This is a genomic window from Leuconostoc sp. (assembly GCF_965300815.1).
On sequence record NZ_CBDKZH010000036.1, the window covers coordinates 1 to 13,950 of the forward strand.

Consider the following 13,950-nt stretch of genomic DNA (forward strand, 5'->3'; position numbering starts at 1 on the left):
ATTATATCATGTTCATTAAGTCCTTTGATAAAAAACACCAGTCTATCGGCGATAGACTGGTGTTTTTTAAATTATTGATCATACTGAGCTAAGAAAGCTTGAATTTTATCACGATAAGTCTGTGGGTGATCGTGGAAACTTTGCACGTGCTTTGAACCAGACGTGACCCATAGTGCTTTCGGTACCTTGAGGGCCTCGTACAATGGATAGACCATTTTAGTTGGGACAAACGTATCCGCGTCGCCATGAATCAAGAACGTCGGCGTCTTGCTTTTAGCCACTTGCTTAAGCGGACTCGCCTCTGCATAAAAGTAACCGGCTCGTAACTTAGAAATACCGGAAACCACATTCACCAGCGGAAACCACGGTAAATGATACATTTCGCTGGCTTCGTGTTTGATTTCTTCCAGTAAACTCGTGTACGACGAATCAGCAATCACGGCCTTGACTTGCTTAGGCAAGTCAGCCTCACCAGAAGTAGATAAGACCGTGGCCGCACCCATGCTCATCCCATACATGACAATATCTGAATCCTGGCCATTACGGGCAATGATTTGGTTCAACCATTGAATATAATCACGCCGATCTAGCCAGCCATAGCCAATGATTTTACCTTGTGATTGCCCGTGCGCGCGGTTATCTGGAATTAACACGTTATAACCTAATTCATGGAATAACTCACCATAAATCGCCATGGTCGTTTTATTATTATGCCAACCATGTGCCAAAATGGCCGTTTTATTGGTTTTTTGCGCCGCTAGCACATACCAAGCATCAAGCTTAAGCCCATCAGCAGTCGTTTCATACCAAACTTGCTTGTCACGTGCTAAAAAATCATGTTCATAGCGATACAGTGGATCATCTTTTTGACGTAATGCATCCGGCTGATTCGATTTTGGATCTCGCACTTGGGCGACGTGGAAAAAATATTGTCCGGCGACTACCAAAATCACAATCATCACCAATACAAAGCCGAGTAGCCATTTGACTAAGTTTTGCATAGTTGTTTACCCCTTAAAACAACAATTTTACACTACCGCTGACATCCCCGCAAACAATTTTTCTATTATTTTCACGTCATTTCATGATAATTTCTTCATCATGTTGCAATGTTTAAATGATAAAATGGTATACTTGAAAGAAAATCATAAAAGAGGTATTCACATGGTGTATTCACAGACATGGGATTTAGACAGCATTTATCCCGGCGGCATTACGTCTCCAGAACTGGCAAATAAGTACCAAACTGTTGCGCAAGATATTCAATTTTTTGCACAACAAGTCGCTCAAGCCCAGCCATCTGCCGAGACAATTGCTGACTTGTCTGATTTAGCACAAAAAATCGGTGCTGGTTTAGGGACGATTAGTATTTTCATTAATGGTTGGGCATCAGTTGATTACGGTAACAGCGCCTACGGCCCTCACTTTGACAAACTTGGGCAACTCTTTGTCGCTTTCGCGGCACCCATGAATCAATTTAAAAAACTGCTATTACAACTTGATGACACTGAATTTGCAGCCGCTCTCGCAACCGAACGTTTGCGTCCCATTCAATTCTACCTCACCGAGCTACGCACCGATGCCAAGCGCTTACTAGATGATCACACCGAAGCCTTAATTAATCAATTTGATTTAGATGGACAACAAGCTTGGTCCCAACATTATGATACGATTTCGGCTGGTCTATCCCTAACTTATACGGATGCCGAAGATGGCCAAAAGCGACAGATTTCTGCTGGTCAAGCTTTGAACATGTTAGATGGTGAGCCTAACAACGAAACACGTGCCAACATTATGGCGAGCTACGAAAAAATGTGGGCCAGTGCCGAAAATCTCACCGCTGATACGCTCAATCATTTAGCCGGTTTCCGTTTAACGAACCAAAAAGCTCATGGTTACCAGTCACATCTTGAACAACCACTCGAAATGAACCGCATGTCACAAGCCACTTTGGATGCGATGTGGGCCGTCGTAGATGCCAACAAGGCGATGTTTAAACCCTACTTTGAACGAAAGAAGCAACTTTTGGGTCTTGAAAAGCTCGGCTGGCAAGATCAAGTGGCGCCCTTAACGCATGTTGGTGATTACCAACCAACCGATGTGTCTTATGATGATGCCGCAGCTTTCATTATTGAACAATTCGGCCAATTCTCACCTAAAATGGCTGATTTTGCCAAAATGGCTTTTGAGAAGCGTTGGATTGAAGCGGAAAATCGACCAGGCAAACAGCCTGGCGGTTACATGGAATCTGTGCCTGACTTACATGAATCACGTATTTTCTTAACATATACGGGTTCTGTTAATGATGCGGCAACAATTGCCCATGAGTTGGGACATGCCTTCCACTCGGCACAACTTGTTGACCTACCACTTTGGCGTGATGCCTATGCCATGAACGTGGCCGAAACGGCATCCACGTTTGCTGAACTCATTGTCAATGATGCTAACGTTCGCGGTGCAAAGTCTGATGCTGAAAAGCTGGTACTGTTAGATGCTAAAATGACCAATCCGATTGCGATGTTTTTAAATATCCATGCCCGCTTCCTATTTGAAGATGCTTTTTATACCGAACGTCAAAACGGGGTTGTGACGCCACAACGTTTGAACGAATTGATGGATGCTGCGCAAGAAGCTGCTTTTGATGGTATGTTAGATGTCCGCCATCCTCACTTCTGGTCATCAAAACTCCACTTCTTCATTGATTCTGTGCCATTCTATAACTTCCCTTATACCTTTGGCTATCTCTTCTCAGCGGGTATTTACGCACGTGCCCAACAAGATGGGGCTAATTTTGAAGACAAATACATCGCATTGCTACGGGACACAGCTAATATGACAGCTGAAGAACTTGCCAAAAAGCATCTCGACGTTGATTTGACACAACCTGACTTCTGGCAAGCGGGTGCTGACTTAATTCAACAAGATATCGATGAATTCCTGCAACTATCAGAACAATTCGTTTAAAAAAAGAGCCTTATGGCTCTTTTTTTGTGGTGATTTGTTGCCAAAACGCCAGTGTTGCTGCAATATTTTGGCTCTGACTAATCATACTAATTACTGCCGCACCATCAACACCAGTGGCTAAGACAGCCGCTAAATTATCTGTTTGAATCCCACCAATGGCCACACTCGGCCATTGACTTGTCGCCACTAATGTCTGTAATCCCGTAACGCCAATAGCCGGTTTCGCATCAGCCTTACTAGTTGTTGGATAAACCGGCCCAACTCCGATATGATCAATACCGGCTAGGTGCGCAATTCGGGCATATTCTTGCTGATTGGATACCGAAATACCAACCACAAGATTACCGGCAGTTTGGATATTTTCGGCTGGTTCGCCATCTCCCTGACCAAAATGCACCCCATCCGCATGAACGGTATGCGCCAAAGCCACATCATCATTGATGATTAACGGCACATCGTATTGCTGGGTTAAATCACGTACCTGCTGTGCCACCCGTAATTTATCATTCCCCGTCAAAGCACCGGGCCCTTTTTCCCGATATTGAAACAGCGTAATGCCTGACTGTAGTGCTTGGGTCAACACATCAAAAAAAACTGTCTCATTGGCCACGTCTTGTGTGCCACAGACAAAATAGCGTGCTAATACTGCTGGATCAAATCTCATCGTACACCTCCGGCTGATTTTCAGCCGTCACTTTTGGAAAATGGTTCAATGGCCCATGCCCATGACCGACCGCAATACCATCGCGAATTGTGGCATCGACATACGCTTTGGCATGCATAATCGCTGTTTTCAGCGTTACGCCCAACCCTAGTTGGGCAGTAATTGCTGCTGAAATTGTATCGCCAGTACCATGGGTTCTAGGCGTATCAAATCGTGTTGTTTGCAACCAAAAATGTTCGCCATTTTCTAAGCGCACATAATCTGTCACCATGTGTGCATTGCCATGGCCACCTTTGATTAAAATATTTTTCGTCCCAAAACTGTGCAACCTGTCAGCTGCTGCCATGATGTCACTCGGCGATTGAATTGTGCGACCGGTTAAGACCTCAGCTTCAGGAATATTTGGGGTAATTAACGTGGCTAACGGCATCAATGTCGTCCGTACAGATGCCACAGCTTCATCCGACAGTAACTGGGCACCACCTTTAGCCACCATCACGGGATCTAAAATTAATGGCCCAAAATTAAATTGCTGCAGTCCTTGTGCGACTGTTTTAACCGTGGCTGCATCACCGAGCATCCCTGTTTTTACCGCGCGAATTGCCAAATCGTCTGCTACCGATTGGAGTTGCGCCATCACCATGTCAGGGGGTAGCATGTGCACGTGTTGGACACCCAATGTATTTTGAGCAGTCACGGATACGACAATATTCGCACCATAAATGCCGTGGGCCGCAAATGTATTTAAATCAGCGGTCATACCCGCGCCACCACTAGAATCAGTGCCTGCAATTGTCATGACTAGTGGGGTTTCATAGACCATTTTTTACCTCTTGAGCCATAAATGATTCTAAAGCTTCTGCTGTTAATAAGTAGAGTTCATCTAAAACCTGATTGGCAAAATAACCAGGAGTCGTAACTTTTTTTGCGGCCTGTACGCCAGCTAACTTCATCATCGCCATGGCCCGTACCGTATTGGTGACTGAAACTTCATCGCCGTTAAAAGCACCAATCAAAGCAGACAGCGCATCGCCCGTTCCCACATTTGTGGCCAATAACGGGACATCGACGGCAATCGTTTGCGTTGTCATCCCATCACTCACCACATCCGTGGCGCCACTCATCGCAATAATAGCACCAGTTTTCTTGGCAGCCTGCTGTACAATCATGAGCAAATCCCCCTCACCAGTAGCATCAATGCCATGACTGGCAAAATCAATGCCGGCAAACCAGGCAATTTCCGCTGCATTACCGCGAATAATATCAATTTTGGCATCTGCCATCACCGCTTTAACAGGCACACTACGCGATGGTATCCCAACCGCCACTGGGTCCAAGACTACAACTTTTTTAGCTTGGTTAGCCAATTGCGCTAATTTAATGGTTTCCAGTAATTCCGCCCGACGCCAAGTGCCTGTATTAATCACCACGGCCTCACTGACGCCCACTAAATCTGGAAATTCAGCAATTTCGCGGGCCATAATTGGTGAGCCACCAACCACATTGACAACGTTAGCCACAAATTGGGGTGTTACATAGTTAGCATAGTTAAATACTAAAGGCGATGTTGTTTTTAAAGTTTTTAAATCCATATTTAACCTCGTTCATTTTGTTTAGAAACGATCCATTAAACGACCCAACAAACCAGTTTTTTGGGTCACTTTTAAGAATAAGTAGCCTAACACAGCCCCGAAGGTTGCGGCCGGCATAAAGAAAGGGATATAGAAGAAAAGGCTTGGCACATGAGCATGGTATAGCACATTCATCAGCGGTACGGCAACTATCGCTGAAATCACCCCAGTCCCAATCACTTCACCAATCACCGCCGCGCTATACTTGCCAGTCCAGCGATATAAAAAACCGGCCAAGCCCGCACCAATCACCGCACCAACAATTGCCAAAATCGGACGTCCTGCTAAAATCATCCGCAAGCTGCCGGTCAAAAAAGCCACGGCAATCGCATACCAAGGGCCTAACAACACCGCTGTGATGACATTAAAAAAATGTTGAAACGGTGCCATATTGGGGAGCACCACGACGCTAGATGTCGCAAATGATAAGGCTGTTAGCACGCCTGCTAACACCATTTTTCGTACGGTTCGCCGAGAAACAAGCCTTGCTGTTGTCGTTGTTGCCACAATCGTCTCCTCTGCTGAACTGGGGCTGCTGATCGAGAAAAATAAAAAACCGTCACCTTTTTTCGCACAGGAAAAACAGGTGACGGTCATAAAAAGTATGGTTTAACCCACTTATTAGTCTTCATCAATGAATCTCCCTTCGCGCGCATTACCGCGATCAGGTTCAATGGGTATTTCTCAGCCAACTCGGCACCCCAGATCGTGTTATTTAGTTATGACATCATTTTAGCGTAGAAATTTAGGGATTGCAAGCAACGGTTTTAAACGCTTTGCGTTTGATTGTTGTCATCATCTTTTTTATGCATCAATGAGAGATGATCTTCTGACAGCACATGGGCGTAAGTCGTCGTATAAGCATTGCGCATCAACCGTTGCATTTGCTTATAAGTATCACTTTCCAAAAATTCAACAAGTGCTTCTTGATTTGGCCAAAAAGTCCATAACATATACTCAGACTTACCATCCGCACTTTGTGCCAAAATGGCATTGGCTGACACCAATTGACCAATCAATTCATCATTATGTTCCTTACTTTGGAACGCAATTTGATGGATAAAATTACCGTGCAATTCTCCATTAATGACGCGACTGTTAAAAGGCATTGGTCGCTTAAATTGCTGAACTAATGCCGGTTCACCAACAATCAAAAGATTCGTGCCGGATAGTTGCGACACTTTCCCCAAATAAAAGAAATTTTGAGGATGCGCAGCCTGCATCTCTAATAATGTAGCTGGCGATTGTTCAGGTGCTAGAACTAAATTAATTTCCATGAGTATGGCTCCTTTAAATAACTTTTTCGGTTCGTGGTGGCATGATCAGTTCGTGCTAGTTGACCCCCATCTTTTCAACAATGATCAGTTGCACCCACCCGGCTGCTGCCAGGAGACGGGTATCCAGTATTGTCGATCAAATAGCACACTGTCATGCTGCCATTACTAATAACCATTGTACCCCTTCTGGACGTTTCATGCTAAAATAAAATCATGACAAAACTACTAATTTTAGGGGCCAATGGCCAAATCGCAAAACTTGTGGTGCCGATGCTTGCCCATACCAATACCGAAACGATCTTAACCTCACTTCACGCACGGCCGGATCATGGCATTCGAGCCTTAGATGCCGTTAACGAAGATGCCCTCGTCACAGCGATGAAGGATGTGGACATCGTTTATGCCAATATTGGTGCTGAAGGCCGCCAAAAATCAGCTGCAAATAGTGTGGTTAATGCCATGCACACTGCCGGTGTGCAGCGTTTGATTTGGGTGGCCACAATCGGTGTCCATAATGAACTACCCGATGACAAGCGTGATCTTTGGGCTAATCTACTCGGCACAACCGATAACGAAAACACCTATATGGGCGATCAAGCCGCTGCCGTTGCACGGATTATGTCGTCGGCACTCGATTATACGATTATTCGGCCTAATGAGCTACTTGATGATAACATCATGCAGACCATTCACGTCCAAACTGATCCCCACGAACAAATTGTTGGTGGCCCAATTACACGCACAAGCGTTGCCGAATTTATCACGCAACTTATTTTACACCCCGATACTTATATCGCCCAATCCGTTGCAATTTCAAAGCAATAAAAAACACCTGAAAGTCATTTTCAGGTGTTTTATTTTGCATCTGGTTTCGCTTCAACATACTGCCAATAAGCATCAATGATTTTAGCTGATATTTTACCGTTCGTACCATCCAAGTAATTGTTCATCCCCGGAATGGCCATCGCAACAGCAAAAGGCTGATCGGGCACATAAGCGACCATCGATTCAGTAAACGTATCATGGCCGTTAGTCTTAGTTTCCGCTGTTCCTGTTTTAGCATAAACTTTTGGTACTAATTTATGCATGTCGGAACCACCCGTGTTCCAAGAATCCGACCCATTGGCAACACGATTCATCCCTTCTTTGATGATTGACCACTCACTTGGTGAGAGATTAACCTGGCCTTGAACGATCGGTGACGCTGTCCAAACTGTCTTGGCACGATCACTATTGGGCTGACTTTGCAAAATTGAACCAACCACATGTGGTTGTACTAAGTAACCGCCGTTAGCAATCGTTGCGACATATCGGGCGAGTTGTAATGTCGTGTAAGTATCATATTGTCCAAATGACTCATACAAATACTTACCACGTGCTTCACCGGTAGTTGGGCCACGATAACCGGCCGTTTCCCCCGTAATGTCAATGCCAGTCTTAGTGCCTAGACCAAACTGAGCTAACCCATTACGTAACGTCTGGAAAGCGTCCGCATGTAACGCTAATGGTGAGCCAGGACTATAAGTCTGGCCACCAATCTTCATCCCCAACTGCACAAAGTACGTGTTGGATGATCGTTCTAGCGCAGTTTGTGCATCAATTGGAATGGCTTTTCCGCCACGGTTCCAGTAAGACGTAATTTCTGGGGTCCCAGCGATCTTAATGGCTTGGTCATTTAAGACCGTGTTGTTAGCTGAGATGACGCCCTTTTGGAAGGCTGTTGCGAGCACCGCTGGCTTTACCACCGACCCCATGACAATCCCACGATTAATGTTACCCAGGGGATTGGCTGTTTTCTTACCTGTCGCGGCATCACGATCAACCCCGGCCATGGCGTAAATTCCACCAGTATAGGGATTAATTACCGTGGCGTAAGCACCTTGCACATCACCGCCTGGTAAGTTATCTTCCAAAATCTTTTGGACTTCACTTTGGAAACGCGCATTAATTGTCAGCTTAATGTTATCCCCAGCTTGCCCATTATATTTAACTTGTGACGACTTCACTTGGCCATCACTATTTGTCGTGACCAACGTCTGAGAGGCTGATCCTTTCAGGATCGATTCATAATCCATCTCAAGACTTGAATTACCTACTGGTTCATTTTGTGAATAACCCTGCGCCAGCAAAGTATGCAAGCGGTTTTCTGGCAAACCAGTCGCTTCATTCGTCACTGTCCCAACAAGCGCTTTAAAGGCATCCCCTTCTGGGTATTGACGCGTCCAACTCGTACCTAATTTAACCCCTGGGAACTCACTCAGACGTTCACCAATTTCGGCTAATTCCTGATTTGACACGTCAGATTCTTTAATGAAGGTGGTCGACAATGTATAAGCCCCACTCATCCGTTGGAAAATCATCGCAGCGTTATCATCCACATTATCCGTCAAATGATGGGTGAGGACGTAATTAACCATCAAATTATTCACTTCAGCAGGTGTCAGGGTTGCCCCTTTTTTAGCATTTGCCTTTGTGACTTGCTTGGCAACCTTTTGACTTTGTTTGTCATCAGCCAAGTAAAATTCCGCTTTGGCACGCTCACTCAAACGTTGCGTATCAACCGTTAAAAATCGGCTCAACTTAATAGCAGTTTGCCGCATACTCGCTGCTGTAACGGACGTCCCACGAGTAAAGGTAATCGCCGCTTGTGCTTTATTACCAACAATCACGCGGCCGGTTGAATCGTAAAACATCCCACGCGGAACGTTACCTTTTTCAATCGTTTCATCACTACGATTGACTTCGCCTTGGTAGTAGGACCCTTGTTGAATCGTTAAAAACGCTAACTGGATGACTAAGGCAATCATCAACGTTAGCGCAATGCCTAATAATATATTTAAGCGTACTGGCAAGTTAGCACTGACGCTATTTTTTTTATCCCGATCTTCTAAATACGGATTTCGTTGCATATTTATCCCCAATTTAACAATAAACTACTTAAACTAGATTACCACAAATCCAGTTTTTGCGCTAAAAATATCCCGATAATTTGGTATATTAGTAATATGACGATTAAACGATTTTTTATTTCCCCAATCGCGTTAAGTTTTTGGTTCCCGGCCGTGATCATGCTGACTTATTATGCTTATCGCGGGATGGCACCTTTTGGTACGAACTCCATCTTAACGGTTGATCTGGGACAACAATATATTGACCAATTTGCTGCCTTTAAAACAGCTTTTTTGTCCCATCCAAGTAGCTTCTTTTATTCATTTAGTAACGGCCTTGGTGGCGACATGATTAGTGAATGGGCTTATTGTTTAATGAGCCCTTTTAATCTCATTTTTTTAGTCGTCCCCAACATCAACTTACCGGCAGCCATTTTAGGGGTCACCGTTCTGAAATTTGGCGCCGCTGGCCTCACCATGGCCTACTTGCTAGCGCGCTTAAACCTACAACGAGGCTATTACGTGCCGCTTTTTGCCGTCAACTATGCCCTGTCTGGTTGGTTTGTGGCCAATGATTTAAATCTCCTTTGGCTGGACGCAGCGATTTTGTTGCCACTGGTTATTCTCCAGCTTGAACGCCTATTTGTACAAGCCACTTGGTGGCGTTATGCACTACTGTTAGGCGCCACCATTATTTGTAACTACTATATTGGTTACATGATTGCTATTTTCCTTGTCCTTTATTTTTTCTGGCGCCTCACTTGGCCACAACAAGTTCAGCCGCGCTGGCAAATTTTTAAACGCTTTGTTTACGGGAGCTTAACGGCTGGTGCCCTAAGCGCCTGGTTACTCTTACCCACAATTTATCAATTACGCATCGGTAAATCGCAGTATAACTCACCACTGACTTGGCGATTTGATAACAATCCACTACAGCTTGTTTTTAAACTCATTCCTGGCAGCTTTGATTTTGATCAAATGCAGACCGGTTTAGCAAACTTTTATGTGTCAGCCTTCGTGTTGATTACTTTTATTACCTTTTTAACAACCAACTTATGGCACTGGCGCGTGAAAGTCGGCGGTTTTATCATTATCGTCTTCTTAATCGTGGCCACAACCTGGGCGCCGTTGACGTTACTCTTTCACGGGTTCCAGTACCCTGTGTGGTATCCTTACCGGTTTAGTTTCATTATTAGTTTTTTCATTATTTATCTTGCAGCGCTCTCATGGCAACCAACTTGGCAACCGCAAGCCGTCACAGTCGTTGGATACCTCGCTGTCATGATGGCAATTGTCAGTTACGCACTGATGTCAAATCAGCACGTTTCTTATATCAACCACCGCACCATCGCCATTTTCGCAGGGCTCTTCTTAATCACGCTAGCCCTATTGCTCTTCCAATCATCTGACCGTCTGCGCTTGCCCCTCTTATTTTTGGTAACCCTTGGCAGCCTCACTGTCAATGTCTATGCAACGCTCAATCATTTTTCTTATTTAACAAATACCGAATATCAACGCGCCATTCAATCCCTACAGGGCGCCGACAGGACCCATGAGCATGGCGAGCCGTGGGATCGTGGCGCCCAGGCCTTTCAACGTACGCGCGGGGATGCCATGATGTTCAACTATAATAGTGGCGCCCATTTCAGTTCATCCATCTCAAAATCAACGCCAACGTTCTTTGGCTATTTTGGTCAGCCAGATGGGGATAATTTCGTCAACTATAGTAACGGTAGCCTATTATCGGATGCTTTGTTAGGCATGAAATACGTCATTACCCCGAGTGCACAAACGCCAGGACAACCTGGTGATCCACAAAACTTGCGGATTGGCCACCGGCCAGATACTAGTTTTTACCATCTAAAAGCGCGCAATCAGACAACCGCTGTGTGGCAAAATTCCTACGCCCTGCCAGTTGCCTTTGCAGCAAACAACGCAGCGCTTTCAACAAAATTACTCACCAATAATCCAATGCAAAACCAAGCCAATTTATGGCAAAACTTGACTGGGGCAACAACATCGCCTTTGCAAGTTGCTAATTTTAATCAGGTTATTGGCCATAACATCACGACGCCACCAACGATCATTACCGACGCCGTCATTACCAAAAAAGATCCCACGCGACCTGCCAGCTTAGATTTGCAATTCACGCCAACAACCAATGACAGTTACTATCTAACAATTGGTAGCGGCCTGCAAATCAAAGATTTCGATTTGCTGCTCAATGGTCAAGTGATTAAACAATTCAGCTCCTATCGTCATACGATTGTGATTAACCTCGCCGCTAACGCTAAATCACAACCACAAACCGTCACTATTCGATTTAAACAAACGAAGTTTTTAGTGCTCAATAACGTGACCTTATACCATATTGATCAAAACCTATTCCAGCAACAAGCTGCCACATTGGCCAAGCAACCATTACACATCACGGCATCTAGTCCACGTCAATTAACCGGTACTATCACGACAACAGCCGACCAACCCTTAATCATGACCACCATTCCAAAAGCGCCAGGTTGGCACATTACCCTTGATGGTCAACCCGTTAAACCCGCGCTAGTGGCTGATTACTTTATTGCCATTAAAACAACCCCTGGTCGGCATATCGTCACTTGGCGCTATACGCCGCCACTTTGGTGGCTAGGCGTTGCCATTTCCAGTGTCGCACTACTTGGGCTTATTTTCTCATTTGCCCGGCAAAAAAAGCTTGCAAGTTCAAAGCCTGCATGATATGCTCATTTTGCTTATTATTTGCGATAATGTCGCAAAATTGAAAGGAATTATTTTTTATGTCAGAAGAAAAAGTATTTCCAATGACAGCTGAGGGTCGTGAAAAGCTACAAGCTGAATTGGAAGATCTCATCTCAAATCAACGTCCTGAAATTACCAATCGTATCCAAATCGCCCGTTCATACGGTGACTTGTCTGAAAACTCTGAATATCAATCTGCCAAAGATGAACAAGCCTTCGTTGAAGGTCGTATCTTAACTTTGAAGAAGATGATTGAAAATGCTCAAATCATCGATCCAAATGCTACGGCTTCTGATGAAGTATCACTCGGTAAGACAGTAACCTTCAAGGAATTACCCGACGAAGAACCTGAAACATATGCGATTGTTGGGTCAACAGAATCAGATCCACTTGCTGGTAAGATTTCAAACGAATCAGCTATGGCTGTGGCCTTACTTGGTAAAAAGGTTGGCGACAAAGTTGCTGTGCCATTGCCAAGTGGTGACAGTATTGAAGTTGAAATTCTAAAAGTTGAAAAGTAATCACTCAAAAGACTAACGACAACATGTCGCTAGTCTTTTTTTGTGATCAAAAAAAAACCAGACGCAGCTGGTTTTTAAGTATCTTATGCAAATTGGTTGATATTGCCGATGATGATTGCACCGATGACAACAAGAATTGTACCGACAATAATCATCTTCATTTGGTAGCTTGACTTCTTTTCACCAAGCAAGTAGATACCACCGAATGTTGCAACAATGATACCAAGTTGTGAGAACGTTGTGGCAATTGTTTGCCCAACGGCTGGGTTAGCGGCTGAGATGAACATAAAGATGTTACCTGTTGCCCAAACCAAACCAGTCAAAATATTCTTCCAAGTTGGCTTTTCAAACATTTGATCTGCTTCTTTCAAAACAAAGATCACAATCAAGAAAGCACCGATAACTTGACCGATGGCTTGTGGGCCAACGATTGCTGTCATATAGTCAACACCGTTATTCTTTGCCTTGATCGCATCTGAAATGTAACCAATTTTGTTCAAGAAGTTTGGCAAAACGAAGTAGAACATATAACCAGCAGTTGAAATAACCAGATAAACCAACCCTTTGGTCATACTCTTTGTTGCGGCTTGTTGCGCTGCAACGTCTGACTTTTGTGCCTTATCACGGGCAGAAATCAAAGTTGCCCCGATCACCACGGCAACGATTGAGATAATACCAATCGCCCACATCTTACCTGTCTTCCAGTCGCCAAGGACCACAGCGGCCATCAAAGCGTTGGTGACAATTTGACCCGCAGTTGACAACGGAATGGCAAGTGACACACCCAAATCCTTAATGGCTAAGAATTGGCCGGCAGTTCCAACCGCCCAAACCAAACCAGAAAGAATCCCAACGATCCAAATTTGTGACCCCAAGTAAGCGTGGTTTGGCATCACGTAGAAAAACATTGTGGCCAAACCAAAAATCAACGCACCAAAAGTCATCCCAAGTGTTTGTTGACCGGCTGAGCCACCCATTTTAGTATTAACAAGGCCAACTGAACCCCATGCTAGTGCTGGCACAAGCGCCAACAAAAGTGCTACATTCATTTTTTTAAATCGCTCCTTATTTCTGATCATGCATTGATTGCATAACATATTTACTAGAACTATTTTACACGAATGAAAACGTTTACACAAGTCTTTTTGTTACTTTTTGTAAACGTTTTCATTTTTTTATTTATTTTTCAACGTTTTCACACGTAATTATCATAATAACTATCCGAATATCGCCGTCTTATCAAACATTCAG

12 protein-coding genes and 1 riboswitch are annotated in these 13,950 nt (G+C 44.4%); of the genes, 4 read left to right on the forward strand and 8 right to left on the reverse strand.

Going from position 1 to position 13,950, the window contains the following annotated elements:
• Positions 1–71: 71 nt before the first annotated feature.
• Entirely contained in the window at positions 72–1,001 is a 930-nt protein-coding gene (locus tag ACW12G_RS03775; protein ID WP_455647302.1) for an alpha/beta hydrolase, read from the reverse strand.
• 163 nt (positions 1,002–1,164) lie between these two features.
• Between ACW12G_RS03775 and ACW12G_RS03780 the strand changes: the two genes are divergently transcribed.
• A complete protein-coding gene (locus ACW12G_RS03780; protein WP_095652344.1) occupies positions 1,165–2,964 on the forward strand; it encodes a M3 family oligoendopeptidase in 1,800 nt (599 codons plus the stop codon).
• 10 nt (positions 2,965–2,974) lie between these two features.
• On the opposite strand, the gene thiE is transcribed toward ACW12G_RS03780, so the two are convergent.
• The 5 genes from thiE to ACW12G_RS03805 form a co-directional block, all read right to left on the reverse strand.
• Positions 2,975–3,628 (reverse strand): thiamine phosphate synthase, encoded by a 654-nt coding sequence (gene thiE / locus ACW12G_RS03785; protein WP_147000771.1) that lies wholly within the window; start codon positions 3,626–3,628, stop codon positions 2,975–2,977.
• The gene (gene thiD / locus ACW12G_RS03790) at positions 3,618–4,451 is read right to left on the reverse strand and encodes a bifunctional hydroxymethylpyrimidine kinase/phosphomethylpyrimidine kinase (protein WP_455647304.1); all 834 of its coding nucleotides are present in this window, start codon (positions 4,449–4,451) and stop codon (positions 3,618–3,620) included. The genes thiE and thiD overlap by 11 nt, the downstream gene beginning before the upstream one ends.
• Positions 4,441–5,220, reverse strand: coding sequence for a hydroxyethylthiazole kinase (thiM, locus tag ACW12G_RS03795; RefSeq protein WP_455647305.1), 780 nt, complete (start codon positions 5,218–5,220; stop codon positions 4,441–4,443). The genes thiD and thiM overlap by 11 nt, the downstream gene beginning before the upstream one ends.
• Before the next feature lie 21 nt (positions 5,221–5,241).
• Positions 5,242–5,766, reverse strand: coding sequence for an energy coupling factor transporter S component ThiW (gene thiW, locus ACW12G_RS03800; protein ID WP_455647306.1), 525 nt, complete (start codon positions 5,764–5,766; stop codon positions 5,242–5,244).
• Between the two features lie 117 nt (positions 5,767–5,883).
• Positions 5,884–5,973: riboswitch (TPP riboswitch) on the reverse strand.
• Positions 5,974–6,026: 53 nt separating this feature from the next.
• Positions 6,027–6,536: a hypothetical protein gene (locus tag ACW12G_RS03805; protein WP_010003256.1), complete on the reverse strand. Its 510-nt coding sequence runs from the start codon at positions 6,534–6,536 to the stop codon at positions 6,027–6,029.
• A gap of 213 nt (positions 6,537–6,749) precedes the next feature.
• Between ACW12G_RS03805 and ACW12G_RS03810 the strand changes: the two genes are divergently transcribed.
• Positions 6,750–7,361, forward strand: coding sequence for an NAD(P)H-binding protein (locus tag ACW12G_RS03810; RefSeq protein ID WP_147000774.1), 612 nt, complete (start codon positions 6,750–6,752; stop codon positions 7,359–7,361).
• Positions 7,362–7,390: 29 nt separating this feature from the next.
• On the opposite strand, the gene ACW12G_RS03815 is transcribed toward ACW12G_RS03810, so the two are convergent.
• On the reverse strand, positions 7,391–9,445 hold the full coding sequence (locus ACW12G_RS03815; RefSeq protein WP_455647307.1) for a peptidoglycan D,D-transpeptidase FtsI family protein: 2,055 nt from the start codon (positions 9,443–9,445) through the stop codon (positions 7,391–7,393).
• A gap of 96 nt (positions 9,446–9,541) precedes the next feature.
• Between ACW12G_RS03815 and ACW12G_RS03820 the strand changes: the two genes are divergently transcribed.
• Positions 9,542–12,157 (forward strand): YfhO family protein, encoded by a 2,616-nt coding sequence (locus tag ACW12G_RS03820; protein ID WP_455647308.1) that lies wholly within the window; start codon positions 9,542–9,544, stop codon positions 12,155–12,157.
• A 59-nt stretch (positions 12,158–12,216) separates the two neighbouring features.
• Complete coding sequence (gene greA, locus ACW12G_RS03825) at positions 12,217–12,699, forward strand: transcription elongation factor GreA (protein ID WP_010003959.1); 483 nt, start codon at positions 12,217–12,219, stop codon at positions 12,697–12,699.
• Between the two features lie 83 nt (positions 12,700–12,782).
• Here the strand turns inward: greA and ACW12G_RS03830 are convergent, their stop codons facing one another.
• Entirely contained in the window at positions 12,783–13,748 is a 966-nt protein-coding gene (locus ACW12G_RS03830; RefSeq protein ID WP_455647309.1) for a GRP family sugar transporter, read from the reverse strand.
• Positions 13,749–13,950 lie beyond the last annotated feature (202 nt).

Coding starts and splice junctions, on each gene's coding strand:
- ACW12G_RS03775 (WP_455647302.1), bottom strand. CDS start 1,001: ATGCAAAACTTAGTCAAATGGCTACTCGGCTTTGTATTGGTGATGATT.
- ACW12G_RS03780 (WP_095652344.1), top strand. CDS start 1,165: ATGGTGTATTCACAGACATGGGATTTAGACAGCATTTATCCCGGCGGC.
- thiE (WP_147000771.1), bottom strand. CDS start 3,628: ATGAGATTTGATCCAGCAGTATTAGCACGCTATTTTGTCTGTGGCACA.
- thiD (WP_455647304.1), bottom strand. CDS start 4,451: ATGGTCTATGAAACCCCACTAGTCATGACAATTGCAGGCACTGATTCT.
- thiM (WP_455647305.1), bottom strand. CDS start 5,220: ATGGATTTAAAAACTTTAAAAACAACATCGCCTTTAGTATTTAACTAT.
- ACW12G_RS03805 (WP_010003256.1), bottom strand. CDS start 6,536: ATGGAAATTAATTTAGTTCTAGCACCTGAACAATCGCCAGCTACATTA.
- ACW12G_RS03810 (WP_147000774.1), top strand. CDS start 6,750: ATGACAAAACTACTAATTTTAGGGGCCAATGGCCAAATCGCAAAACTT.
- ACW12G_RS03815 (WP_455647307.1), bottom strand. CDS start 9,445: ATGCAACGAAATCCGTATTTAGAAGATCGGGATAAAAAAAATAGCGTC.
- ACW12G_RS03820 (WP_455647308.1), top strand. CDS start 9,542: ATGACGATTAAACGATTTTTTATTTCCCCAATCGCGTTAAGTTTTTGG.
- greA (WP_010003959.1), top strand. CDS start 12,217: ATGTCAGAAGAAAAAGTATTTCCAATGACAGCTGAGGGTCGTGAAAAG.
- ACW12G_RS03830 (WP_455647309.1), bottom strand. CDS start 13,748: ATGAATGTAGCACTTTTGTTGGCGCTTGTGCCAGCACTAGCATGGGGT.